Genomic DNA, 22,792 nt, shown 5'->3' on the forward strand with positions numbered 1-22,792 from the left:
CCCGACCCATGAGCGACATGAAATACACCAAGGACCATGAGTGGATTCGCTTCGAGGGCGAGATCGCGGTGATCGGCATCACCGACCACGCGCAGAACGCGCTGGGCGACGTCGTCTTCGTGGACCTGCCCGAGGCCGGCCGCGAAGTGACGGCGGGCGAGGCCGTGGCCGTGGTCGAGAGCGTGAAGGCCGCCTCCGACGTCTATGCCCCCATCGCCGGCCGCGTCACGGAAGTGAATTCCGGCCTGGTGGATGAGCCGGCGCTGATCAACAGCGAGCCCACGGGCGGCGGCTGGTTCTTCAAGATCGCCCCCGCCGGCGCGCTGCCGGACGACCTCATGGATGCCAACGCCTATGCGGCCTATGTGGAGAGCCTCGCATGAGCGTCCTCGGCGAACTTACGGCCCTGGAAGACCAGGGCGAATTCATCCGCCGCCACATCGGGCCGACGCCCGGTGAGGTCGCCTCCATGCTGGCCACCATCGGCTGCACCGACCTGGAAGAGATGACGGCGCGCACCGTGCCGGCAGCCATCCGCGGCATGGATTTCTCCGGCCTGCCGAGCCCGGTGAACGAGGCCGCTGCCATCGCCGAGCTGCGCGCGCTCTCCGAGCGCAACATCCGCAAGCGCAGCCTCATCGGCATGGGCTATCACGGCACGCACACGCCGCCCGTGATCCTGCGCAACATCCTGGAAAACCCGGGCTGGTACACCGCCTATACGCCCTACCAGGCCGAGATCGCGCAGGGCCGGCTGGAAGCGCTGGTGAATTTCCAGACCCTCATCACCGACCTCACGGGCCTGCCCGTCGCCGGCGCCTCGCTGCTCGACGAGGGCACGGCGGCGGCTGAGGCCGTGACGCTGGCGCACTCCGCCCATAAGGCGAAGAGCGACACGCTCGTGGTCGCCGCCGATTGCCACCCGCAGACCATCGCGGTCGTGCAGGTGCGCGCCGAGCCCGTGGGCATCCGCGTGGTCCTGGCCGAGCCCGCGCAGCTCGCCGCCACCATCGCGGCCGAGAAGCCCTTTGCCGTGCTGACGCAATACCCTGGCACGACCGGCGCGCTGCGCGACATCACGCCCGAGATCGAGGCGGCGCATGCCGCCGGCGCGCTCACCATCGTCGCGGCCGACCTGCTGGCGCTGACCTTGGTCACGCCGCCGGGCGAGATGGGGGCGGACATCGTCGTCGGCTCCTCGCAGCGCTTCGGCGTGCCGCTCGGCTATGGCGGCCCGCATGCCGGCTACATGGCGGTGCGGGACGCGCTGAAGCGGAGCATGCCCGGCCGCCTGGTGGGTGTCTCCATCGACGCCGCCGGCGCGCCCGCGATGCGCCTCGCGCTACAGACGCGCGAGCAGCATATCCGGCGCGAGAAGGCGACCTCCAACATCTGCACCGCGCAGGTGCTGCTGGCGGTCATGGCGTCGATGTACGCGGTCTGGCATGGGCCCGAAGGCCTGAAGCGCATCGCCCGCCGCGTGGCACTCCAGGCGCGTGTCCTGGCCGGCGCCTCGCGCTTCCCGCTGCGCCACGGTGCCTTCTTCGACACCATCTGCCTGGAAACGGGTGCCGAGACGGATGCGGTGATGCAGGCGGCGCTCGATGCCGGCTTCAACCTTCGCCGCGTCGGCACGGATGCCGTCGCCCTCGCGCTGGACGAGACGGTGACGCGCGCCGAACTCGCGACGCTGGCCGGCATCCTGGGCCAGGGCGACCTCGCCACCGTGACGCCCAAGGGCGGCCTGCCCGCCACGCTCGCGCGCACGACGGGCTTCCTCAAGGCGGAGGTGTTCAACTCCCACCACGCCGAGCACTCCATGCTGCGCTACATGAAGCGGCTGGAGGACAAGGATGTGGCGCTGAACCGCTCCATGATCCCGCTCGGCTCCTGCACCATGAAGCTGAACGCGACGGCGGAGATGATCCCCGTCACCTTCCCGGGCTTCGCCGACATCCATCCCTTCGCGCCGGTGAACCAGGCCGAGGGCTACATCGCGATGATCCGGCAGCTGGAGGAATGGCTCTGCCGCGTCACCGGCTTCGCCGCCGTCTCGCTGCAGCCGAATGCGGGTAGCCAGGGCGAATATGCCGGCCTGCTGGCCATCCGCGCCTATCACCAGGCGCGCGGCGAGGGGCATCGCAACATCTGCCTCATCCCCAGCAGCGCCCATGGCACCAACCCGGCCTCGGCCGTGATGGCGGGCATGAAGGTCGTCGTCACCGGCTGCGACCGCGACGGCAATGTGGATGTGGAAGACCTGCGCGCCAAGGCGAAGCAGCACGGCCCGAACCTGGCCGCGCTGATGGTCACCTACCCCTCCACCCATGGCGTCTTCGAGGAGGCGATCCGCGAGATCTGCGCGATCATCCATGCCGAGGGCGGGCAGGTCTACATGGATGGCGCCAATATGAACGCGCAGGTGGGCCTCACGTCGCCCGCCTCCATCGGCGCCGATGTCTGCCACCTGAACCTGCACAAGACCTTCTGCATCCCGCATGGCGGCGGCGGGCCCGGCGTGGGGCCGATCGGCGTGGCAGCGCACCTCGCGCCGCATCTGCCCAACCACCCGCTGGTGGCGGAAGCGGGCCCGGCCACGGGCTTCGGCCCCGTCAGCGCCGCGCCCTTCGGCTCGGCCGCCATCCTGCCCATCAGCTACGCCTATATCCGCATGATGGGCGGCGAGGGGCTGACGCGCGCGACGCAGGTGGCCATCCTCAACGCCAACTACATGGCCGCCCGCCTGCGCGACCACTTCCCCATCCTCTACCGCGGGGGGCAGGGCATGGTGGCGCATGAATGCATCCTGGATTGCCGCGGCTTCCAGCAGAATGGCGGCGTCCTCGTCGAGGACATCGCCAAGCGCCTGCAGGATTACGGCTTCCACGCCCCCACCATGTCCTGGCCGGTGACCGGCACGCTCATGGTGGAGCCGACGGAGAGCGAGACGAAGTCCGAGCTCGACCGCTTCTGCGACGCGATGATCAGCATCCGCGCCGAAATCCGCGCCGTCGAGCAAGGCCGGATGGACCGGGCCGACAATCCGCTGAAGAACGCGCCGCACACCATGGCCGAAGTCATGGCGAGCGAATGGGCGCACCCCTACAGCCGCGAACAGGCCGCCTTCCCGCTGCCCTATGTGCGGATGAACAAGTACTGGCCGCCGGTGAAGCGCGTGGACAATGTCCATGGCGACCGGAACCTGATCTGCACCTGCGCGCCGCTTGAGGCCTATGCGGAGACGGCAACGCTGCAGGCCGCCGAGTAAGCACCCCGGGAGGGCTCTGCCCTCCCGGACCCTCCCGCCGAGGGGCTGCCCCTCGGAACGCGAAAACTACGCCTGCGGGCGCGTAAAAGCCTGGCGGGCGTAGAGCTTCCAGGCGCCGGCCTGCTTCTTCCAGACCTGCAATATCCCGATATTCACCGGCGTGATGCGCCCGCCACCCGTGGTGTGGCCGGTGAAGACATGGCGCACGATCGCGTCATCGCCATTCACCTGGATCGTCTGGTTCGTGATGTTGATCTCGCCGAACGGGTTGTTGCGCTCGACGATGTTCCCGATGAACTGCGCCCGGTTCTCGATGCGCCCGGCCGAATGGCCATAGCTCAGCCCTTCATGCGTCAGCGCCTCCAGCGCCGCGCGGTCGGCGGCCAGCATGGCGCGCGTGAGTGAAGCGACGGCCTGGGCCACGGCCTGGTCATCCGCGGCCTGGGCCTTGGCAAGAACAGGGACGAGCGTGGCGGCCAGCAAGGCGGCCCCACCCAGATGGCGACGATGGATTGGCATGTTGTCCTCCCTGGCCGATGTTTCCCGGCCGGAAGGAAGGCTAGGCCCGGCACGCGGGCGCGTCCATCACGTCCGGACCAGCGGCTCCCGCGGCGCCGCGACGGGGCCCACCAGCCGGCGGATCGCGGCCACGAAGGGCGCCGTGTCCCAGGCCGCATCGCCCTCCAGCCGGGCGCGCTCCTGACCCTGGCGGTCCACGATCACGGTCGTGGGCAGGCCGCGCGCGCCCAGCGCCCGCGCCGCGGCGCCGCGCGGGTCGAGCCAGATGCCAAGCCCCGTCAGGCCGATGCGCTGGTAGAAGGCCTCCACCACCGCCCGCCCGCCGCGGTCGGAGGAGAGCGGCAGCACGGCGATGCGCTCGGCCGCCAGCGTGCGGGCCAGGCGTTCCAGCGCCGGCATCTCGGCCACGCAGGGCGGGCACCAGGTGGCCCAGAGGTTGATCACCAGCCCCTGGCCCGGGAAATCCGCCAGCGTCTTCTCCGCCCCCTCCGCATCCTGGAAGGTGATGGCGGGCATGGGCCGCGCCGCCTCGCGCAGCCGCTCGATCCCGGCCGCCGCCCGCGCGGCTTGCGCCCCCATGAGGGCGGGCGCTAGGACCATGCCAGCCAGAGCGCGGCGCGACGTCAAAACGGAAGCCATATCCTCGTGTCCATCCCGAACGAAACCAATACCAACCAGCAATGGGGCGGCCGCTTCGCGGAAGGCCCCTGGGCGATCATGCAGGCCATCAACGCCTCGATCGGCTTCGATGCCAAGATGTGGCGCCAGGACATCCGCGGCAGCCTCGCCCACGCCGCCATGCTGGCCCATGTAGGGATCATCAGCGCGGATGACGAGGCCGCCATCCGCCAGGGCCTCGCCGAGATCGCCGCCGAGATCGAAGCCGGCAAATTCGAGTGGTCCGAAGCCCTCGAGGATGTCCATATGAACATCGAGGCCCGCCTGACGGAGCGCATCGGCGAGGCCGGCAAGCGCCTGCACACCGCCCGCAGCCGCAACGACCAGGTGGCCACGGATTTCCGCCTCTGGACGCGCGATGCGATGGACGGCCTGGCCGCCCAGATGCTCGACCTCGTCCGCGCTCTCGTCGCCCGCGCCGAGGAGCATGCCGGCACCATCATGCCCGGCTACACGCATCTTCAGCCCGCGCAGCCCACCACCTTCGGCCACCACATGCTGGCCTATGCCGAGATGATCTGGCGCGACCGCGGCCGCATGCTCGATGCCCGCGCACGCCTGAACGAATGCCCGCTGGGCTCGGCCGCCATGTGCGGCACCGGCTTCCCGATCGATCGCCACGCGACGGCCAAGGCGCTCGGCTTCGACGGCCCCACGCGCAACAGCCTGGACGCCGTCGGCAGCCGCGACTTCGCCATGGAGTTCCTGGCTGCCTGCGCCATCTGCGCCACGCATCTCTCGCGCCTCGCCGAAGAGATCGTGATCTGGACCAACCCCTCCTTCGGGTTCGTGAAGCTCTCCGATGGCCTCACCACCGGCAGTTCCATCATGCCGCAGAAGCGCAACCCCGACGCGGCCGAACTGGTGCGCGGCAAGACGGGGCGCATGACCGGCAACCTGGTCGGCCTGCTGACCGTGGTGAAGGGCCTGGCGCTGACCTATGCGAAGGACCTGCAGGAGGACAAGGAAGGCGTCTTCGACTCGGCCGAGAACCTGACCCTCTGCCTCGCCGCCAGCGCCGCCATGGTGCGCGACATGCAGCCCAACATCGCCCGCATGGCCGCCGCCGCCGGCGATGGCTTCTCCACCGCGACGGACCTCGCCGATTGGCTGGTGCGCGAGCTGAAGCTCCCCTTCCGCGACGCGCACCACGTCACCGGCAAGCTGGTCGCGAAGGCGGAGAGCATGGGCGTGGACCTCTCCGGCCTCACCATCGCCGAGATGCGCGAGGTGGAGCCCCGCATCACCGACAGCGTCTTCGGCGTGCTGACGCCGGCGGCCTCCGTCGCCTCCCGCCGCTCCTATGGCGGCACGGCGCCGGACAATGTCCGCGCCATGGTGGCCGAGTGGCAGGAGCGCCTGGCATGAGGCGCCTCGCTCTCCTGGCGCTGGCGGGCCTGGCGCTCGCCGCCTGCGGGCGCGTCGGCCCGCCGCGCCCGCCCGGCCCGCAGGAGGCGATCACCTTTCCGCGCTCCTATCCCGCGCTGACCGCCGAGGAGCGCGCCGAGATCAATGCCCGCCGGATCAGCCAGGGCCTGCAACCGCTGCCACCACCCCGCTGAGGCGCCGCGCTGAGGTTGACTCCCCGGCCGCGCCCGCTTATCTCGGCGCCTCCCCGGGGAGAGCACCGCTTTTCCCCGCAACCTTTTTCGTGTTTCGTGAGTTCGCGCCATGAAGATCCGCAACAGCCTGAAATCCGCCAAGTTGCGGGACAAGAACTGCGTCGTGGTGCGCCGCCGCGGCCGTCTCTACGTCCTCAACAAGAAGAACCCGCGCTTCAAGGCCCGCCAGGGCTGAATTGCCGCAGGTTCGACGGATGATGACGAGGGGCCAGGCCCCCCGTTTTCATGTCCGGGGCCTGGAGCAGGATAGTCTAGAGATCCAGGGATAGCTGCCGCCGCGCCTTGGCCTCGCGCCGCGCGGCCCTGGCCCGCTCGCCCATCGGATCGTCCTGCGCGAAGCGGCGCTGCCGGCTGCCATGCTTCTGGAAGACGCGGCGCGCCTCAGCATCGAACCCCGCCGCCGCGCGAATCCGGCTGATCCGCTCCCGCGCCGCATGCAGCGCGGCTGACAGTTCCACCACAGGCGCCGGATAGCCCGCGGGCGGGGCATCCAGCTTCCACGGCACGTGCCGCAGTCCGGGCGGCAGATGCGCCACCTCCGGCACCCAGCGCGCGATGAAGACGGCTTCCGCGTCCTGGTCCAGCCCCTGCTTCACCGGATTGTAGAGGCGCGGCGTGTTGATGCCGGTGGCGCCCGACTGCATCTGCACCTGCGGCCAGTGGATGCCCGGCTCGTAATCCACGAAGAGGCGGGCCAGATGCGCCCCGCTCGCCGCCCAGTCGAGGTCCAGATGGTGGCTCGCGAAGCTTTGCAGCATCGCGCGCATGCGGAAGTTGATCCAACCCGTCGCGATGAGCGAGCGCATGCAGGCATCGAGGAAGGGGTAGCCCGTCCGCCCCCCGGCCCAGGCCAGCAGCCGCGGATCATCGGGGGCCGTCGGCCGCCGCGCCGCCTCGGCCGCGGGATGCGCGGCGCGGCGCTCCAGCGCGGGTTCGCTCTCCAGCTTCTGAATGAAGTGACAATGCCAATGCAGCCGCGAGGCGAGGGACTGCACGGCGCCCAGCGGCACCGGCCGCTGCCCCGGCGGCTGGGCCGCGATGTCACGCCCCGCGCGCTCCACCCGCTGCACCACCTCCCGCATCGAGACGCTGCCCATGGCGAGATGCGGTGACAGGCGCGAGCAGGCCAGGGGCGCGCTGAGCGGCGAGGACATGCCACGCCGGTAATCGGCGCCGCGCCCGGCAAGAAAGCCCTCCAGCAGCGCCAGCGCCGCCGCGCGGCCGGCCGGCTGGGCCTCCACCAGGCCATCCTCCGGGTTCCAGTCGAAGGGCTGCTCCGGCAGCGCGCCCTCGATGATGCCGGCGGGCGCCATCAGACCCCGGGGTGGCGCCAGCACCGGCGCCCCCATGAAGCCCGCCCAGCGCCGCGCCCAGCCATCGCGCGACGCCAGGCGCCGGACTACGCCGAACTGGGGATATTCGTGCCAGGGCACCCCGGCCTCCTGGCAGAAGCGCGCCACCGCCCGGTCCCGCGCATAGGTCCAGAGATTGCCCGTCTCCTCATGGCTGTGCAGGGCCCGGATTCCACGCTCGGCATGCAGCCGCGCCAGCAGCGCCACCGCATCACCCTTGCGGACCACCAGCGGCAGGCCGAGCGTGGCGAGTTGCGCCCGCAGATCCTCCAGCGCCGCGCGCAGGAAGCGCCATTGCCGGGGCGAGGCGTCCTCCCCGCGCCAATAGTCCGGCTCGACGATGTAGAGCGGCAGCACGGGGCCACCCTGCGTCCCCTTGGCCGCCGCCAGCGCCGCGTGATCCGTGACGCGCAGATCCCGCTTGAACCACACGACATCGAGCATGCCCCTGATCTGCCCGCTTGCGCGCATCCGGCAAGGGGGAGAGGCTGCCCGAAACGAAGGAGATCCTCATGGACGTGCGTTGGGAGAGACTGACCGGCCCCGAACTCAAGGCACTCGCCGGGCGCGGAGCGCTGCCCGTCCTGCCGATCGGCAGCTTGGAGCAGCACGGCCCGCATCTGCCGGTCTGGACCGACAGCTTCATCGCCCATGCGCTGAGCGTGGAGGCGGCCAAGCTCGCCACCGACGTGCCGGCCATCGTGCTGCCGCCGCTCTGGACCGGGCTTTCCGAGCATCACCTGCCCTTCGGCGGCACCATCACGCTGGACCACGCGACGCTGCATGCGGTGCTGCGCTGCGTGGTGCGCAGCCTGCAGGCGCAGGGCTTCACCCGGCTGCTCATCGTCAATGGCCATGGCGGCAACATTGATCCGCTGAACGTCTCGGTGCGTGAATTGGCGCATGAATTCGGCATGCCGGTGGTGGTGACGACCTGGCCGAACGTGGCACCGGTCGAGATCGCGAAAGCGCTCACCACCCAGCCCGGCATCATGCATGCCTGCGAGGGCGAGACGGCGCTCTGGCTGGCACTCGACCCTGGCCAGGTGCGCCACGACAAGATCGAGGAGGCCGCCGGCGGCAATGCCGGCGTGCAGGCGCCGGCCGGCTTTTCGCGCTTCTACAGCTTCGCCGAGCGCGCGCCGCGCACCGGTGTGAAGGGCGACCCGCGCGCCGCCACGGCCGAGAAGGGCCAGGCGATGATCGCGGCCATCGCCACCAACCTCGCGCGCGCCATGCGCGACCCGGTGCTCTGGAGCAAGCCGGAGAAGGTGTGGCAGGCCTGAGGCCCTACCCCACCTTCTGCTTGAGCCGGTCCAGCAGCGCCGCGCGCTGCACCGGCTTGCCGAGATAGTCATCCATCCCCGCGGCCCGGCACTGCGCCTCGAAGACCGGACCCACCGCCGCCGTCAGCCCGATGATCCGGGTGCGCCGGTTGGGGCCCTGCGTCGCGCGGATCTGCCGCGTGGCCTCCAGCCCGTCCATCACCGGCATCTGGAGGTCCATCAGGATCACGTCATAGGGCGCGGCATGGGCCATCCGCACCGCCTCGCCGCCATCGCCCGCCACATCCACATGGCAATGCGCCTTGCCGAGGATGGTCTTCATGACGAGCTGGTTGGTGGCATTGTCCTCCACCAGAAGCACGCGCTGCAGCGGCGCTTCCTGCGTGGGCGGCGCCGTCGGCTCCGCCACCGCCGGCGCATCCGCCTCGGCGCGGGGCGCCAGCGCGGCGAGCAGGCTGTCGCGCAGCCGCGCCGGCAGGGCGGGCTTGAGCAGCATGCCCTCGACCAGCCCTTCCTCCGGCTGGTCCTTTCCAAGCGAGGCGCCGGAGGAGCAGAGCAGGATGGCCGGGCGCGGCAGGCCAGGCTCGGCGCGGATCTGGCGCGCCACATCGAGCCCGCGCGCATGTTCGAGCTGCCCGTCCAGCACCACGGCGCGGATCGGCCGGTCCCGGGACGCCGCATCGCGCAGCAGGGTCAGCGCCTCGGCCCCATCGCGCGCCAGCACCGGTTCGGCCCCCATGCTGACGAGCTGCCGCGCCAGGATGTCGCGGTTGAGCGCGAGGTCGTCCACCACCATGATCTTGACGCCGGCCAGGGCGGTGGCCGGCGCGGCCTCGAGCGGGCCGGGCGGCTGGCCGAGCTTGGCCGAGAAGGTGAAGCGGCTGCCCGCGCCGCGCGGCTTGGTCGGATCGCGCGGGCCGGCCTCGATGCCACCGCCCATCTCCTCGGCGAGGCGCCGGCAGATCGCGAGGCCGAGGCCCGTGCCGCCGTATTTCCGGCGGATCGAGGCATCGGCCTGGGTAAAGCGCTCGAAGAGATGCGGCACCTGCGCGGGGTCGAGGCCGATGCCGGTGTCGAGCACCGCGCATTGCATCAGCCAGCCGCGCCGCTGGCCCAGCGGCTCCAGCGTGACGTCGAGCTGGATCCAGCCCTTGTCGGTGAACTTCACCGCATTGCCGACCAGGTTGAACAGCACCTGCCGCACGCGGCCGGGGTCGCCCACCATGATGCGCGGCATGTCGCCCGGCAGCGCCACCAGCAGCTCCACACCCTTGCTCGCCGCCTTGGGGGCGAAGAGCTCGACGATGGTGGCGAGTTCCTTTTCCAGCTCGAAGGGCACGCGCTCCAGCTCGACGGCGCCGGCCTCCAGCTTCGAGAAGTCAAGGATGTCATTCAGCACCATCAGCAGGTGCTCGGCCGAGTTCTGGATGGTCTCGGCATAGCGGCGCTGCAGGTCGTCCAGCCGCGTGTCCAGCAGCAGGCCGGTCATGCCGATCACGCCATTCATCGGCGTGCGGATCTCATGGCTCATCGAGGCCAGGAAATCCTCCTTGGCGCGCGAACCAGCGCGGGCCGCGGCCTCGCTCTCGGCCAGCTGCTCGCCCTGGGCGCGCAGCCGGTGCGCCTGGCGCACCATCAGGCCCAGCGCCATCAGGATGAAGGCGCCCGCACCGGCGACGCCGAGGCCGAGCAGCAGGCCGAGCGCGCGGTTGGCCGCCATCGCATCGGACCGCGCGCGCACCACCTCGACCACGAAGAGGCCCTGGCGGGTGACGGCGAAGCTCGCCATCACGTTCTGCCCGTCCTGGTCCACGCCGACGAAGCTGCCGCGCTCGAGGCGCGGCAGGAAGTTGCGGAAGGGCCAGGCGCCCGGATGGATCTGCCCGATCCCCGCCCGGCTGCCATCCGAACGGGCCAGCAGCGCGCCGTTGAAGGAGTGCAGCCGCACCGTGACGCCGAAGCCCTCGGCATATTGGCGGGCGATGCTGCTGAGATATTCGGGGTTGATGAGGGCGATCACCGTGCCCTCGAATTCGCCGCGCGCATTGCGGACGGCCCGCGCGAGCGGGATGGACCAAAGGCCGGTCTCGCTGATCGGCCGGGCATTGGGGGCGGCCAGGAAGCGCCCCGCCTCGGGCGGGCCCAGGCGGATCAGCTGGCCGCTCAGGCGCAGCACGCGGAACCAGTCGCGGTCCCCCAGGCTCTGGCCCACCAGCCCCTCGACGGTGGAATGCAGGACCAGGCCGTTCGCATCGGTCACCAGCAGGGCGCGAAGCTGCGACACGTCCCGGAGCAGGTTGGACCGCTGGCCGGGGATGGTATCGAGCCCCTGCTCGCTGCGCTCGGCCTGGTCCAGCATGACCACGTCCACCGTCTGCATCGCGCGCGTCAACTGATCGGCAAGGGCCTCGGCGACAGACTGCGTCAGTCGCTCGGCCTCCAGGACAGCCTCCTGCTGGCCGCGATACATGACGATCCCGTAGACGGTCATCAGGCACAGGATGACGAGACCCGCCACCAGGGCGTAGAGTCGGCTCGGCCGCGGGGCGACACCGGAGGCATCCGAGCCTCCGCCGCCCGGGGAGGCGCCCGAAGAGCCGAAGGAGAGGCGAATGCTGTTGCGGAGTGCTTTCAGGCCCATGATCCTTGCCGTTATTGCAGGATTTTTCCCGCTTTGCGAGGCATGGTCCCAGGCGGGGATACAAAGCCCGCCAACGGCCACACCCCCGACCGCCCCTCCGGCAGTCGCCACCCCGTCGCCCGCGCAGGCTTCGCGCCTGGAAATGATCCGGGCGCGAGGCGAGTTGAAAGTTTGCATCTGGCCTGATTATTTCGCCATCTCTTTCCGAAACCCTCGCAACAGCGAGTTGGAAGGCATCGACATTGATCTCGCCCGGGCCCTGGCGGCCCGGCTTTCGGTGCGACTCACCTTCGTCGAGACCAACTTCGCCGTCTTCATGGACCGGATCGAGGCCGGCGATTGCGACATCGCCATGATGGGGGTGGGCATCACGCCCGCCCGCGCGCAGCGCGTCGCCTTCAGCCGCCCCTATCTGGCGAGCCCCATGTATGCGGTGACCACCCGCAACAATGCCCGCATCCGCAACTGGTCGGACATCGACACGCCCGGCACCGTGGTGGCGGTGGCCGCCGGCACCATCATGGAGCCGCTGATGAGCCGCACGCTGCGGCGCGCGGAACTGCTGGTGGTCGTGCCCCCCCGCTCGCGCGAGGCGGAGATCCAGGCCGGCCGGGCGGATGTCTTCATGAGCGACTTCCCCTACACCCGCCGCATGCTGCCGATGCATGACTGGGCCCGGGTGATCGACCCGCCCGACCGCTTCGGCGAGACGCTCTATGCCTGGGCGCTGCCCATGCACGACGCGCCCTGGCTGGCCGAGGTCAACAGCTTCGTCGGCGCGGCGCGCGCCGATGGCACGCTGGCCCGCGCCGCGGCCCGGCACGGGCTGACGCCGATCCTGATCCGCTGACGCCTATCCCACAGCGCCCGGGTCGGTGTTTGCGCCGCACACCAGCACCCCCACCCGGGCGCCCGGCGGCGGCGTCCATGCGCCGCTGAGCAGCGCGGCCAGCGCCGCGGCCCCGCCCGGCTCGGCCACCAGCCGGGCATGGTCCCAGAGGGCGCGCTGCGCGGCGCGGATCGCGTCATCGGCCACCAGGACGGAGTCGAGTCGCCCCCGCGCCGCGAGCCGCGCCACGATCGGGAACATCAACCTGCCCACCTGCCGCGCCCCCAGGCTGTCCGCCGCCAGGCCGCCGACCGGCGCGGGCACCGGCCGCCCGGCCGCCAGCGCGGCATGCAGGCCGGGGCAGCCCTCGGGCTCGACGGCGACGAGGCTCACCCCGGTCGCCGCATGCCAGGCGGCAATGCCGCCCAGCAGGCCGCCGCCGCCCACCGCGATCAGCAGATGGGTGAGGCCGGGCACCTGCTCCTGCCATTCCAGAGCGACCGTCCCCTGCCCGGCCAGGACTTCCGGCTGGTCATAGGCATGGACCATGAGGGCGCCGGTCTCAGCCGCGCGCGCCTCGCTCGCCTGCCGCGCCTCGTCATAGGTGGCGCCCCCCACGATGAGACGCGCGCCGAAGCCGCGGATGCGGGCGCGCTTCGCCTCGGCCGCAATCTCGGGGACGAAGATCTCGGCCGGCACGCCGAGGCTGGCGGCGGCGGCCGCCACCGCCGCGCCGTGATTGCCGCCCGAGGCCGCGATGACGCCGGCCGGCGGCACGCCCAGCGCCCGCATGCGGTTGAAGGCGCCGCGCGGCTTGAAGCTGCCGGCCACCTGCAGCATCTCGAGCTTCAGGCAGCCCCAGCCGGGCAGGTCGAGCAGGGGCGTGCGGCGGATGTCGCCGGCGATGCGCCCAGCGGCGGCGGCAATGTCGGCGGCGGCGATGGCGGTGGAATCAGGGGCTTGGGACATGCCGCGAGGTGCCCCGAGGACGCCCTTCCGCACAAGCCCCAATCCTGCCATAAACTCCCGCGTTGGAACCTTGTGGACGCCGGGAATGCTCCTGCACGGTAGCTGCGCGGCCCTGGCAGGCGAAGGCGTCCTCCTTCTCGCGCCCCCGGGCGGTGGCAAGTCGGACCTGCTGCTGCGCCTCCTCGGGCAAGGCTGGATCCTGGTAGCGGATGACCAAGTGATGCTGGAGGCTGATCAGGGCCTGTTGCGCGCTTCCCCGCCCTCGGCGCTGGCCGGGCGGATGGAAGTGTTCGGCCTCGGCCTGCTGGAGCGCCTGCCCTGGCAGGCGGCCCCCCTCAGGCTGGCCGCACATCTCGTGCCGCAGGCCGAGCTGCCGCGCCTGCCCGAGCCCGCCGCCTGGTCGGCCCTCGGCATCAGCCTCCCCGCCATCCGCCTGCACGGCGCCGCCCCGTCGGCGCCCGAGCTGCTGCGCCGCGCGCTGGACGTGCTGGCCGGGCGCATCGGCATGGGCGCCGGCGCCTTCGCCGCATGAAGGACGAGACCCGCCCCTTCGTGCTCGTCACCGGCCTTTCCGGCGCGGGCAAGGCCTCCATCCTGCGCGTGCTGGAGGATCTGGGCTTCGAGACGGTGGACAACCCGCCGCTCGCCATCCTCGACGCGCTGGTGCAAGAGGGCAGCGGCCCGATCGCCGCTGGCATCGACACGCGCACCCGCGGCTTCGATCCGGCCAAGGCGCTGGCCGCCATCGCGCGCCTGCGCCAGCGCCCCGACATCGCCGCGACCCTGGTTTATGCGACCGCCGAGGAGGAGGTGCTGCTGCGCCGCTACACGGAGACGCGGCGCCGCCACCCGCTCGCCCCCGGCGGCCCGCTCGGCAGCCGCGTGCAGGACGGCATCGCGCGTGAGGCCGCATTGCTCGCCCCCCTGCGCGAGGCGGCGGACCTCATCCTCGACACCTCCACCCTGCCCCTGCCCGAGCTGCGCCGCCTGATCGAGGCGCGCTTCAAGCCCGAAGGCGCGCCGGGGCTGAACATCAACCTCAAATCCTTCGGCTTCCCCAAGGGCCTCCCGCGCGAGGCGGACCTCGTCTTCGACATGCGCTTCCTGGCGAATCCGCATTACGACGCGCTGCTGCGGCCGATGACGGGGCGCGATGCCGCGGTCGCAGAATATGTGGCGGCCGATCCGGATTTCCCGGCCTTCTGGACGCGCCTGGTCGGCTTCATCGAGCCGCTGCTGCCGCGTTACGTGTCCGAGGGCAAGAAATACCTCACCATCGCCATCGGCTGCACCGGCGGGCGCCATCGTTCCGTCTTCGTGGTCGAAAAACTGGCAGCCCATCTCCGGCAGCAGGGCTGGCGTGTGGATGTCGCGCATCGGGAACTGGGTCAGCTGCCCGATATGGTGTTATCAACCCCTGCTTCCCCCCCATCGCCCCCCATGCCCCTCACCGTGAATACCGAAACATGATTGGTCTTGTGCTCGTCACCCATGGGCGGCTCGCGCTCGAATTGCGCCACGCCATGGAGCATGTGGTGGGCCCCCAGCCGGCGGTCGCCACCGTCTGCATCGGTCCCGAGGACGACATGGAGGGGCGGCGCGCCGATATCCGCGCCCGGATCGCCGATGTGGACCAGGGGGATGGCGTGATCGTCCTGACCGACATCGCGGGCGGCACGCCCTCCAACCTCGCCTTCTCGCTGGCCGATCACAAGACGATCGAGGTGATCGCGGGCGTGAACCTGCCGCTGCTGGTCAAGCTCGCGAAGATCCGCGGCAGCGAACCGCTGGCCGAAGCGGTGGACCATGCCGCCAAGGCGGGCCGAAAATACATCACCGCCGCGAGTGACCTCGCAAACGGCCAGGCCACGCCCCAAATGGCGGGCAAGAACGGGAATGGAAGCGCCCAATGAACGAGTGGCCCACGGAAGAGGGCGGCACGCCGCACCTGGCCTCCGCCGCCGAGAGCCCGGCGCCGCCGCTGGATTGCGGCTGCCCAGGGGGTGAATCCGGTGGCGGCATGGTGCTGAAGCGCACCATCAAGATCATCAACAGCCGCGGCCTGCACGCGCGCGCCGCTGCCAAGCTCGTGGCCGTGGCCGAGCGCTATTCCGCCTGCCTGAACGTGACGCGGTCCGGCCAGACCGTGCCCGCCTGCTCCATCATGGGGCTGATGATGCTGGGCGCCGGCCAAGGCAGCGAGGTGACGCTCGAGGCCGAGGGCTGGGATGCGCGCGAGGCGCTGGACGCGGTGGCCGGGCTGATCGAAGCCGGCTTCCATGAAGACTGAGGCGGGCAAGAGCGAAGCGGAGCCCCGGCCGGAGCCGAAGCCGGAGGCCAAGCCCGCGCGCCGCGGCGCGAAGCCGGCCGAGCAACGCCTCTCGGGCATTCCCGTCTCGCCCGGCATCGTCATCGGCACCATCTACGACACCACCGAGGCCCCGGCCGAAGCACCGCGCCGCGAGATCACCGCCGATGCGGTGGAACTGGAGCGCACCAAGCTCCAGGACGCGGCCGCCCTCTCGCGGAAGCAGGTCTCCAAGCTCAAGACGCGCCTCACCGTCCTGCCCGAAGAAGCACAGGAGGAGCTCGAGCCGCTGCTCGACGCCTATATCCTCATGCTCGGCAATTCGCGGCTGCTGCGCGGCGCGCGCAAGCGGATCGGCGAGGAGCTGCTCTCCGCCGAGACCGCCGTGCAGGACGAGGCCGAGGCCATCGCCCAGGCGATCCTGGCGGCCAAGGGCGACGACAAGGCCGGGCTGAACCGCCGCGCGGGCGAGGTGCGCGAGATCGCCCGTCGCCTGACGCGCAACCTGACCGCCACGCCCTTCCGCAGCCTCAAGGGCGTGCCGGCGGGCGCGATCGTCGTCGCCGACGAACTCACGCCCGCCGATGCCGCGCTGCTGGAACCCGGCAAGATCGCCGCGGTCGCGACCGAGGAGGGCGGCGCGGATGGCCACACCGCCATCATGCTGCGGGCGCTCGGCATCCCCGCCGTGCTGGGCTGCCATGGGCTGACCGCAGCCGCCCGCCGCGGTGACATGGCGATGCTGGATGGCGGCGCGGGCATCGTCGCCCTGCATCCTGACGCCGCGACGCTCACTCGCGCCAAGGCCGGCCTCGCCGCCCAGGCGAAGGAGCGCGCGCGCCTCGGCAAGCTCAAGACCCTGCCGGCCGAGACGCTGGACGGCCAGGCGGTGGAGCTCCAGGCGAATCTGGAAATCCCGGCCGAATTGCCGCTGATCGCGGAGGCCGGCGCGCAGGGCATCGGCCTGCTGCGCACCGAGTTCCTCTTCATGAACCGCGAGGACCTGCCGGACGAGGACGCGCAGGTGGAGGCCTATCGCGGCATCCTCGAAGCCATGGGCCAGGACCCCGTGACCATCCGCGTGCTCGACTGGGGCGGCGAGAAGGACATGGAGGCCCTGGCCGAGGGCGTGCCGGTGCCGACCGGCCCCAACCCCGCGCTCGGCCTGCGCGGCCTGCGACTGCTGCTCAAGCGCCCCGCGCTGCTGGAGGAGCAGTTCGCCGCCATTCTGCGCGTCGCGCATCTGGGCCAAGTGCGCATCCTGCTGCCCATGGTGACGGTGCCCTCCGAGGTCGCGCAGGCGCGCGAGATCTATGAGCGCGTGGCCCGCCGCCTGCGCCGCCGCGGCGAGTCCCTGCCCGAGAAGCTGCCGCCGCTGGGCGCGATGATCGAGACGCCAGGCGCGGCACTCGCCGCCGACGCCATCGCGCTGGAGGCGGATTTCTTCGCCATCGGCACCAATGACCTGACCATGTACACGCTCGCCGTGGACCGCGCCGAGATCGACGTGGCGCATCTGTATGACCCACTGCACCCCGCCGTGCTGCGCCTCATGCAGTTCGCGACCGAAGCGGCGCTGCGCCTGCGCATGCCGGTCAGCGTCTGTGGCGAGATGGCCGGCAATCCGAAGCTGGTGCCGCTGCTGCTCGGCCTCGGCCTGCGCAGCCTGTCCATGAATGCGAGTTCGATCCCGCGCGTGAAGCAGGCGGTCCGCAGCCTCGACATCGACGATTGCGCCCGCTTCGCCCGCCGCGTGATGGAGCAGAGCGACCCGAAGCGCATCGCTGAACTGGTCGAGGAATTCGCGGCGCGGACGAACGAGAAATAACGGCGCGGCGCGCTAAACCAGCCCGCCATTGACGTGCCAGACCTGCCCGGTGACGTAGCCGGCTTCGGCCGAGGCCAGGAAATTCACCGCCGCCGCCACGTCATCCGGCGTGCCGAGGCGTCCCAGCGGCACGCTGCGCTTCACCATCTCCCATTGCGCCGGCGAATAGGCGGCATGGGCGCCTGGGTCCTTCTGGGTGAAGCCCGGCGCCACGGCGTTCACGGTCACGCCGCGCGGCGCGTATTCGATGGCGAGGCCGCGCGCCAAGGCCTCCACCGCCGCCTTGGCGGCCGAAGTGGCGGGAAACACCGTCACGTCGTTGCGGAATGTGTGCGCCACGAAGGAGGAGATGGCGATCAATCGCGGATCGCGCCCCTCGCTCAGCACCGGCAGTGCCGCGCGCGCCAGGCGGATGAAGGCCCAGAGCACCGTGTCCAGCGTGCGGGCCACCTGCGCGTCATCGGTCTGCAGCAGCGGCGTCTTGTCGGCGAAGCCCGCATTGGCGACGACGACATCGAGCCCACCGAAGGCCTCCTGCGCGGCCGCGACCAGTGCCGCAGGTGTTGCCGCATCGGCGATGTCGCCCAGCACGACATGGGCCTGACCACCCTTGGCGCGCACCGCCTCGGCCGTGCGCTCCGCGCCCTCAGCGTTCTTGCGCGTGTGCACCAGGATGGCGGTGCCCGCCCCCGCCATGCGGCGGCAGCAGGCGGCGCCGATGCCGGTCGCGGCGCCGGTCACCAGGATGATGCGGTCGGGTCGTGCCATCGCGTTGCGCTCCTTGCTACCGGATACCGACCAATTGGCGGATCAGCCTGCGGGCGAAGCCAGATTGCGGCCGGTCGAAGAGCCGCGCCAGGGACCAGCGCCCATTCCGCATGCGCGCGCGCGGGTTGCTGAACTCGCGGAACCCCGCCTCCCCATTGCGCCGCCCGAAGCCGGAGGCGCCGACGCCGCCGAAGCCCAGGCCCGGCAGCGCCGCGTATTCCACCGCGCGCCCGGTCACCAGCGCGCCGGATTTGGTCTGCGCCGCCACCTGCGCTTCCTCGGCCGCATCCGCGCCGAAGAGGTAGATCGCCAGCGGATGCGGCCGCGCACGCACCCAATCCAGCGCCAGCTGCAGCGTGGCGCATTCCTCCATGGCGAGGATGGGTCCGAAGATCTCTTCCTCCGCCAGGCGCCCGGTCGCGAGGGCGAGCCCCACCGAATGCGGCCCAGGTGCCATCCACGCGATGGTGGCGCCCTCGCTGATCGCATCCAGCCGCGCCTGCTGGCGCGCGTTGATCACCGCGGTGCCGGTCTCGCTCACGCCGCTCTCGCGCGCGGCGCGGGCGAAATCGGCGGCGCTGTGGCCGATGAGCAGGACGGTGTCGGGGGCGATGCAGGTCTGTCCCGCATTCACCGCCTTGGCCACCAGGATGTCGCGCGCGGCGCGCTTGAGGTCGGCGCCGGGCAGCACCAGCGCGGGGCATTTCCCACCCAGCTCCAGCGTCAGCGGCGTGAGGTTCGGCGCGGCGGCGGCCATCACCTTGCGGCCGATCTCGGTGCCGCCGGTGAAGACCAGGTGGTCCCAGGGCTGGCGCGCGAAATCCTGCGCCACATCGGGCCCGCCCTGCACGACCAGCGCGATGCGCGGCCCCCAGGCCTCGGCCAGGATGGTCTCGATCAGCGCCGCCACGCGTGGCGCCGCTTCCGAAGGCTTGATGACCACGCGGTTCCCGGCGGCGATGGCGTCGAGCGCGGGCATGAGCGCCAGCTGCACGGGATAGTTCCAGGGCGCCATGATGCCGATGACGCCCTTGGGGACATGCTCCACCCAGGCGCGGGCGGGGAAGAAGGGAAAGGGCACGGCCGCGCGCCGGGGCCGCGCCCAGCCGCGCAGCTTGCGGCGCGAATAGGCGCAGGCATCGGCGATGAGCAGCACATCGGCCAGCAGCGTGTCCTCCGCGCACCGCGCGCCGTAATCCGCGGCGGCGGCCTCGGCGATGGCGGCCGCGTGCTTCAGCACCACGCGGCGCAGATCGGCCAGCAATTCGCGCCGGCGCGCGACATCGGGCACGCCCTCCTCCGCCTCCACGGCGCGCAGCGCGGCAAGGGCTTCGGCGGGGCTCATCGCAGGATCTCCCGTGCGGCGGCCTGGCCGGAGCAGATGGCGGCTTCGATGGTCGCGGGCAGGTCGGGCCAGGTCCAATCGCCGGCGAGCGCAAGATTGGCGAGCGGCCGGCGCGGCGGTGCGGGAATCGGCCCGGGGCGCTGGCGCGGCGTGGCGCGGCGCTCCTTGATGACGCGGCAGGGCGGCGGAGCGAGCGGCCAGTCGCCCGGCAGATGGAAGGCGCGCACGGCGGCCAGGATCTCGGCCCAGGCGCGCGGCGCCAGCTCCTCCACATCCTGCTCGGCCTCGGCATCGCCCGCGCTGACGGTGACGGCGACGCCCTCGGGCCGCACCAGCACCCATTGGCAGAGCGCGCCCAGCAGTCCGAGGAAGCGCACCTCGCCGCCCGGCTGGAAGGCGAAATGCAGGTTCACGATGGGCGCAAAGGCATCGGGCGCAGGCAGGCCCGGCAGCATGCGCGTGGCCTCCCAGGGCGGCAGGGCGAGCACGACACGATCCGCGGCACCCAGCATCACATCCTGGTCCTGGAAGGTCAGGCTGGTGGCACGCCCCTCCCTCACCTGGATGGCGCGCAGCCGGCTGCCGGGGCTGTATTCCGCGCCGGCCGTGGCGAGCACCGCGAGTGCGGGTTCCACCAGATCCGGCCCCAGGCCGCGGCTCGCCACGAAGAGGCGCGCGGCACCCGGCGCGCCGAGCTTCCGCAGCACCTGCCCCAGGCGGCGCGTCGAGGCCTCGGCGGAGGGCGTGTTCAGCGCCGCGATCACGAGCGGATCCACGAAGCCGCGCAGGAAGGCGGGGTGCGCCGCCATGGCCTCGGCGATGGTGCGGTCCTTGAAGGGCAGCGCCATGGCCATCATCGCCAGGACGCCGCCCCAGGAGACGCCCGCCGGCCGCCGCGCCCCGTTCCACCAGCCGGCGGGCGAGAGGGCGACAAGGCGCGAGGAGCCATCGGCGCAGTCATGGACAGGCAGGCCACCCGGCTCGGGTTGCACCCAATATTGCCGCGCGCCAATGGCATCGAGGAAGCCGAGCGCCGCCGTGTTGCAGCCGATCAGCGCATGGGTGCCGTTGTCGGTGCCGTCCGGCAGCGCGCGCGCGCGGCCACCCGCGCCCGGCGTCGCCTCGTGCAGCGTGACGGCCTGGCCCTGGGTGGCGAGCGCATGGGCGGCGGCGAGGCCGGCCATGCCGGCGCCGATCACATGGATGGTCATCGGCCGGTCACCGCGAAGACCGCCATGCGGAACTTCTCGGCGCGAGTCATCCGCGCGCGCGGCCGCTCGCCCGACCAGCCGCGCCGCAGCATGTGGTCGAGGATGCGGCGATAGCCCCACATCATCACGCGCGCCGGGCGCAGCGCCTCGATGTCGTAGCGCGGCAATTCGGCCTCGGCGCGGAAGAAGCCGGCGACGGCGCGGCCGGCCAGTTCCTTGCAGATGCCCGCGAAGGCCGGGTGCGTCACGATGGAACGCGCCGGGCCATCCGGGATGCCGGCCTTCTCCAGCACGGAGAGCGGGATGTAGACGCGGTCCCGCGCTGCGTCCTCATCCACGTCGCGCAGGATGTTCGTCAGCTGGAAGGTGTGGCCCAGCGCCAGCCCCCAGGCCTCGGCCCTCGGCTCGCCGAAGATGCGGACCGACATGGCGCCCACGCTGCCGGCGACGCGGCGGCAATAGAGATCGAGCGCCGCCTCGTCGGGCAGGCGCAGATGGTCGGCCGCGTCGGTCTCCATGCCGGCCACCATCGCCTCGCATTCGGCGAGCGGGATCTCGAAGGCCTCGCGCGCCAACAGCAATTCGCGCGAGAGGGCGCAATCCGGCACAGTCAGCTTGGCGCGCCAGGCATCGAGCAGGCGGCGCTTCTCGCCTTCCGGCATGGCGCCATCGGCGATGTCGTCCACCACGCGGCAGAAGCCATAGACGGCCCAGAGCGCGCGGCGGCGCTCGCCCTTCAGCGTCGCCATGCCGCGCGCGAAGGAAGAGCCGGCACGGCTGACGCGATCGGCGACCAGCACCGGATCATGCGGGCCGAGCAGCGGGGCCGCCACCAGCTCCCGCGCGAAATCGAGCTTGCCGAGGGCGACACGCCCCAGCACCGGATCGGCCGCGCGCAGCTTCCCGAGCAGACGGCGGGCCAGGCCAATGGTCATGGCCGACTGGATGGCGAGCCGCCGCGCGGTGCAGAGGCGCGGCAGGGCGCTTGCGCGGTCCAGCAGATCCTCCACGCGGTCCAGCGCGGCATCCAGGATTTCGCGGCGCTTCGGATTGGCCGGCTCGAAGAAGGCCGCTTCGCCGCCGGCCAGCGCCAGCCAGGATTGCGGCAGATAGACGCGGTCCAGCTTCTCGCGATCCGGCACCAGGTCCTGCAGGTGGTTCAGGATCTGCAGGGCGGTGCAGAGCCCGTCCGCGGCCTGCTTGGCGGCATCGGCCGTGGTGCCATGCAGGCGCAGCAGCATGCGGCCCACCGGGTCCGCGCTGCGGCGGCAGTAATCCTCGAGGTCGGGCCATTCGGCATAGCGCGCCTGCTCGGAATCCTGCCGGAAGGCGGAGAGCATGAGCCGCGCTTCCTCGACGCCGACGCCCTCGGCCTGCATCCGGGCGCCCTCGGCGATCGGGGTCGCCGGATCGTCCAGCGAGGCCTCCATCGCATCGAGCCGGGCGAGCTTCTCGGCGGGGCTGAGGCTCTCGCTGTCGGCGATGTCATCCGCCATGCGGACGAAGCGGTAGAAGGCCATGACCTTCGCCCGCACCGGCTTCGCCAGGATCAGCGAGGCGGTGGGGAAGTTCTCCGTGTCATGGGTGCGGTTGGGCGCACCGGGCGCGGTGACATCATTCATGCTGCCTTTGTGGCTTGTGTCGCGCGCGCTTTCCAGCCCATGCCGGACGATTGGCGCCGCCGATCCGCGCGAGAGGCACCATCCGCTTGCCGCGCGGCCCGCCCCCCGGCCAGGTTGCGCGCAGCACGGAGGCCCCCATGAGACCCCTGATCCTGACCGCCCTCGCCAGCACGATGACCCTGCCCGCCACCGCCCAAGGCTTCTTCACCTGGCCCTCCACCCGCGTCACCGTCACGCAGCAATCGGGGAATGCCTGCCAGCCCTCCATCCTGTCGGTCTCGGGCACACCGGGCGGGCGATACCTCCAGATCCTGGTCAACGCACCGGTGGATGGCAGTTTCACCGCCACGCTGGAGGTCAACTGGCGCCATGGCAACGAGGTGCTGCGCTATCGTGGCGGCCAGAACCTGCCGCGCGGCACTGGCAGCATCAGCGTCTCCGGCCCCGCGCTGCCGGCCAATCTCGCGGACGGCACGATTGAGCTGTCGGTGGTCTATTGCGCCGTCTATCCGCGCACCGCGCCGCCACCGGGCGCGATCATGTAGC

22 protein-coding genes are annotated in these 22,792 nt (G+C 71.4%); 13 read left to right on the forward strand and 9 right to left on the reverse strand.

Annotated features, from left to right (window positions below):
- Positions 1-8: 8 nt before the first annotated feature.
- Positions 9-383, forward strand: coding sequence for a glycine cleavage system protein GcvH (gcvH, locus tag R9Z33_RS21270; RefSeq protein WP_318648580.1), 375 nt, complete (start codon positions 9-11; stop codon positions 381-383).
- Positions 380-3,268 (forward strand): aminomethyl-transferring glycine dehydrogenase, encoded by a 2,889-nt coding sequence (gcvP, locus tag R9Z33_RS21275; RefSeq protein WP_318648581.1) that lies wholly within the window; start codon positions 380-382, stop codon positions 3,266-3,268. The genes gcvH and gcvP overlap by 4 nt, the downstream gene beginning before the upstream one ends.
- 66 nt (positions 3,269-3,334) lie before the next feature.
- Here gcvP and R9Z33_RS21280 read toward each other — a convergent pair whose 3' ends face one another.
- Both R9Z33_RS21280 and R9Z33_RS21285 read right to left on the reverse strand, forming a co-directional pair.
- Positions 3,335-3,787 carry a nuclear transport factor 2 family protein gene (locus R9Z33_RS21280; protein WP_318648582.1) on the reverse strand — a complete coding sequence of 151 codons (453 nt, stop codon included), beginning with the start codon at positions 3,785-3,787 and terminating at the stop codon, positions 3,335-3,337.
- A gap of 66 nt (positions 3,788-3,853) precedes the next feature.
- Positions 3,854-4,387, reverse strand: a complete 534-nt coding sequence (locus R9Z33_RS21285) for a TlpA family protein disulfide reductase (protein WP_318648583.1) — start codon at positions 4,385-4,387, stop codon at positions 3,854-3,856.
- Positions 4,388-4,504: 117 nt separating this feature from the next.
- On the opposite strand from R9Z33_RS21285, the gene argH reads away from it, so the two are divergent.
- The 3 genes from argH (at position 4,505) to ykgO (ending at position 6,262) form a co-directional block, all read left to right on the forward strand.
- Positions 4,505-5,833, forward strand: coding sequence for an argininosuccinate lyase (gene argH, locus R9Z33_RS21290; RefSeq protein WP_318651684.1), 1,329 nt, complete (start codon positions 4,505-4,507; stop codon positions 5,831-5,833).
- Positions 5,830-6,027, forward strand: coding sequence for a hypothetical protein (locus tag R9Z33_RS21295; protein ID WP_318651702.1), 198 nt, complete (start codon positions 5,830-5,832; stop codon positions 6,025-6,027). The genes argH and R9Z33_RS21295 overlap by 4 nt, the downstream gene beginning before the upstream one ends.
- Positions 6,028-6,136: 109 nt before the next feature.
- Positions 6,137-6,262 (forward strand): type B 50S ribosomal protein L36, encoded by a 126-nt coding sequence (gene ykgO, locus R9Z33_RS21300; protein ID WP_213610077.1) that lies wholly within the window; start codon positions 6,137-6,139, stop codon positions 6,260-6,262.
- Positions 6,263-6,338: 76 nt separating this feature from the next.
- Here ykgO and R9Z33_RS21305 read toward each other — a convergent pair whose 3' ends face one another.
- Positions 6,339-7,883 carry an FAD-binding domain-containing protein gene (locus R9Z33_RS21305; protein ID WP_318648584.1) on the reverse strand — a complete coding sequence of 515 codons (1,545 nt, stop codon included), beginning with the start codon at positions 7,881-7,883 and terminating at the stop codon, positions 6,339-6,341.
- A 68-nt stretch (positions 7,884-7,951) separates the two neighbouring features.
- On the opposite strand from R9Z33_RS21305, the gene R9Z33_RS21310 reads away from it, so the two are divergent.
- On the forward strand, positions 7,952-8,725 hold the full coding sequence (locus R9Z33_RS21310; RefSeq protein WP_318648585.1) for a creatininase family protein: 774 nt from the start codon (positions 7,952-7,954) through the stop codon (positions 8,723-8,725).
- A 4-nt stretch (positions 8,726-8,729) separates the two neighbouring features.
- Here R9Z33_RS21310 and R9Z33_RS21315 read toward each other — a convergent pair whose 3' ends face one another.
- On the reverse strand, positions 8,730-11,366 hold the full coding sequence (locus R9Z33_RS21315) for a hybrid sensor histidine kinase/response regulator (RefSeq protein WP_318648586.1): 2,637 nt from the start codon (positions 11,364-11,366) through the stop codon (positions 8,730-8,732).
- 142 nt (positions 11,367-11,508) lie between these two features.
- On the opposite strand from R9Z33_RS21315, the gene R9Z33_RS21320 reads away from it, so the two are divergent.
- On the forward strand, positions 11,509-12,216 hold the full coding sequence (locus R9Z33_RS21320) for a substrate-binding periplasmic protein (protein WP_318648587.1): 708 nt from the start codon (positions 11,509-11,511) through the stop codon (positions 12,214-12,216).
- Positions 12,217-12,219: 3 nt separating this feature from the next.
- Here R9Z33_RS21320 and R9Z33_RS21325 read toward each other — a convergent pair whose 3' ends face one another.
- Positions 12,220-13,164, reverse strand: a complete 945-nt coding sequence (locus R9Z33_RS21325; protein WP_318648588.1) for a serine/threonine dehydratase — start codon at positions 13,162-13,164, stop codon at positions 12,220-12,222.
- Positions 13,165-13,249: 85 nt separating this feature from the next.
- Between R9Z33_RS21325 and R9Z33_RS21330 the strand changes: the two genes are divergently transcribed.
- From R9Z33_RS21330 to ptsP, 5 genes are all read left to right on the forward strand, one after another.
- Complete coding sequence (locus R9Z33_RS21330) at positions 13,250-13,696, forward strand: HPr kinase/phosphorylase (protein WP_318648589.1); 447 nt, start codon at positions 13,250-13,252, stop codon at positions 13,694-13,696.
- Positions 13,693-14,634, forward strand: a complete 942-nt coding sequence (gene rapZ / locus R9Z33_RS21335) for an RNase adapter RapZ (protein ID WP_318648590.1) — start codon at positions 13,693-13,695, stop codon at positions 14,632-14,634. Before R9Z33_RS21330 ends, rapZ begins: the two co-directional genes overlap by 4 nt.
- A complete protein-coding gene (locus R9Z33_RS21340) occupies positions 14,631-15,077 on the forward strand; it encodes a PTS sugar transporter subunit IIA (protein WP_318648591.1) in 447 nt (148 codons plus the stop codon). Before rapZ ends, R9Z33_RS21340 begins: the two co-directional genes overlap by 4 nt.
- Before the next feature lie 107 nt (positions 15,078-15,184).
- Complete coding sequence (locus tag R9Z33_RS21345) at positions 15,185-15,454, forward strand: HPr family phosphocarrier protein (protein WP_318651685.1); 270 nt, start codon at positions 15,185-15,187, stop codon at positions 15,452-15,454.
- Complete coding sequence (gene ptsP / locus R9Z33_RS21350; RefSeq protein ID WP_318648592.1) at positions 15,444-17,300, forward strand: phosphoenolpyruvate--protein phosphotransferase; 1,857 nt, start codon at positions 15,444-15,446, stop codon at positions 17,298-17,300. Before R9Z33_RS21345 ends, ptsP begins: the two co-directional genes overlap by 11 nt.
- A 12-nt stretch (positions 17,301-17,312) precedes the next feature.
- On the opposite strand, the gene R9Z33_RS21355 is transcribed toward ptsP, so the two are convergent.
- Genes R9Z33_RS21355 through R9Z33_RS21370 form a run of 4 tightly spaced genes read right to left on the reverse strand, consistent with a single transcriptional unit; the run spans position 17,313 to position 22,246 of the window.
- Entirely contained in the window at positions 17,313-18,068 is a 756-nt protein-coding gene (locus R9Z33_RS21355; protein ID WP_318648593.1) for an SDR family NAD(P)-dependent oxidoreductase, read from the reverse strand.
- A gap of 16 nt (positions 18,069-18,084) precedes the next feature.
- Entirely contained in the window at positions 18,085-19,413 is a 1,329-nt protein-coding gene (locus R9Z33_RS21360) for an aldehyde dehydrogenase family protein (protein WP_318648594.1), read from the reverse strand.
- Positions 19,410-20,624 (reverse strand): hydroxysqualene dehydroxylase, encoded by a 1,215-nt coding sequence (locus tag R9Z33_RS21365; protein ID WP_318648595.1) that lies wholly within the window; start codon positions 20,622-20,624, stop codon positions 19,410-19,412. The genes R9Z33_RS21360 and R9Z33_RS21365 overlap by 4 nt, the downstream gene beginning before the upstream one ends.
- Positions 20,621-22,246 carry a squalene/phytoene synthase family protein gene (locus tag R9Z33_RS21370; protein WP_318648596.1) on the reverse strand — a complete coding sequence of 542 codons (1,626 nt, stop codon included), beginning with the start codon at positions 22,244-22,246 and terminating at the stop codon, positions 20,621-20,623. The genes R9Z33_RS21365 and R9Z33_RS21370 overlap by 4 nt, the downstream gene beginning before the upstream one ends.
- Positions 22,247-22,383: 137 nt before the next feature.
- On the opposite strand from R9Z33_RS21370, the gene R9Z33_RS21375 reads away from it, so the two are divergent.
- Positions 22,384-22,791, forward strand: a complete 408-nt coding sequence (locus R9Z33_RS21375; protein ID WP_318648597.1) for a hypothetical protein — start codon at positions 22,384-22,386, stop codon at positions 22,789-22,791.
- Position 22,792: the final 1 nt, after the last annotated feature.

This window comes from Sediminicoccus rosea, from assembly GCF_033547095.1.
GTDB lineage: Bacteria > Pseudomonadota > Alphaproteobacteria > Acetobacterales > Acetobacteraceae > Roseococcus > Roseococcus rosea.

Coding starts and splice junctions, on each gene's coding strand:
- gcvP (WP_318648581.1), top strand. CDS start 380: ATGAGCGTCCTCGGCGAACTTACGGCCCTGGAAGACCAGGGCGAATTC.
- R9Z33_RS21365 (WP_318648595.1), bottom strand. CDS start 20,624: ATGACCATCCATGTGATCGGCGCCGGCATGGCCGGCCTCGCCGCCGCC.
- R9Z33_RS21360 (WP_318648594.1), bottom strand. CDS start 19,413: ATGAGCCCCGCCGAAGCCCTTGCCGCGCTGCGCGCCGTGGAGGCGGAG.
- R9Z33_RS21340 (WP_318648591.1), top strand. CDS start 14,631: ATGATTGGTCTTGTGCTCGTCACCCATGGGCGGCTCGCGCTCGAATTG.
- R9Z33_RS21375 (WP_318648597.1), top strand. CDS start 22,384: ATGAGACCCCTGATCCTGACCGCCCTCGCCAGCACGATGACCCTGCCC.
- R9Z33_RS21355 (WP_318648593.1), bottom strand. CDS start 18,068: ATGGCACGACCCGACCGCATCATCCTGGTGACCGGCGCCGCGACCGGC.
- R9Z33_RS21310 (WP_318648585.1), top strand. CDS start 7,952: ATGGACGTGCGTTGGGAGAGACTGACCGGCCCCGAACTCAAGGCACTC.
- R9Z33_RS21320 (WP_318648587.1), top strand. CDS start 11,509: ATGATCCGGGCGCGAGGCGAGTTGAAAGTTTGCATCTGGCCTGATTAT.
- ykgO (WP_213610077.1), top strand. CDS start 6,137: ATGAAGATCCGCAACAGCCTGAAATCCGCCAAGTTGCGGGACAAGAAC.
- R9Z33_RS21295 (WP_318651702.1), top strand. CDS start 5,830: ATGAGGCGCCTCGCTCTCCTGGCGCTGGCGGGCCTGGCGCTCGCCGCC.
- R9Z33_RS21370 (WP_318648596.1), bottom strand. CDS start 22,246: ATGAATGATGTCACCGCGCCCGGTGCGCCCAACCGCACCCATGACACG.
- rapZ (WP_318648590.1), top strand. CDS start 13,693: ATGAAGGACGAGACCCGCCCCTTCGTGCTCGTCACCGGCCTTTCCGGC.
- R9Z33_RS21345 (WP_318651685.1), top strand. CDS start 15,185: ATGGTGCTGAAGCGCACCATCAAGATCATCAACAGCCGCGGCCTGCAC.
- argH (WP_318651684.1), top strand. CDS start 4,505: ATGCAGGCCATCAACGCCTCGATCGGCTTCGATGCCAAGATGTGGCGC.
- R9Z33_RS21330 (WP_318648589.1), top strand. CDS start 13,250: ATGCTCCTGCACGGTAGCTGCGCGGCCCTGGCAGGCGAAGGCGTCCTC.
- R9Z33_RS21325 (WP_318648588.1), bottom strand. CDS start 13,164: ATGTCCCAAGCCCCTGATTCCACCGCCATCGCCGCCGCCGACATTGCC.
- ptsP (WP_318648592.1), top strand. CDS start 15,444: ATGAAGACTGAGGCGGGCAAGAGCGAAGCGGAGCCCCGGCCGGAGCCG.
- R9Z33_RS21305 (WP_318648584.1), bottom strand. CDS start 7,883: ATGCTCGATGTCGTGTGGTTCAAGCGGGATCTGCGCGTCACGGATCAC.
- gcvH (WP_318648580.1), top strand. CDS start 9: ATGAGCGACATGAAATACACCAAGGACCATGAGTGGATTCGCTTCGAG.
- R9Z33_RS21280 (WP_318648582.1), bottom strand. CDS start 3,787: ATGCCAATCCATCGTCGCCATCTGGGTGGGGCCGCCTTGCTGGCCGCC.
- R9Z33_RS21315 (WP_318648586.1), bottom strand. CDS start 11,366: ATGGGCCTGAAAGCACTCCGCAACAGCATTCGCCTCTCCTTCGGCTCT.
- R9Z33_RS21285 (WP_318648583.1), bottom strand. CDS start 4,387: ATGGTCCTAGCGCCCGCCCTCATGGGGGCGCAAGCCGCGCGGGCGGCG.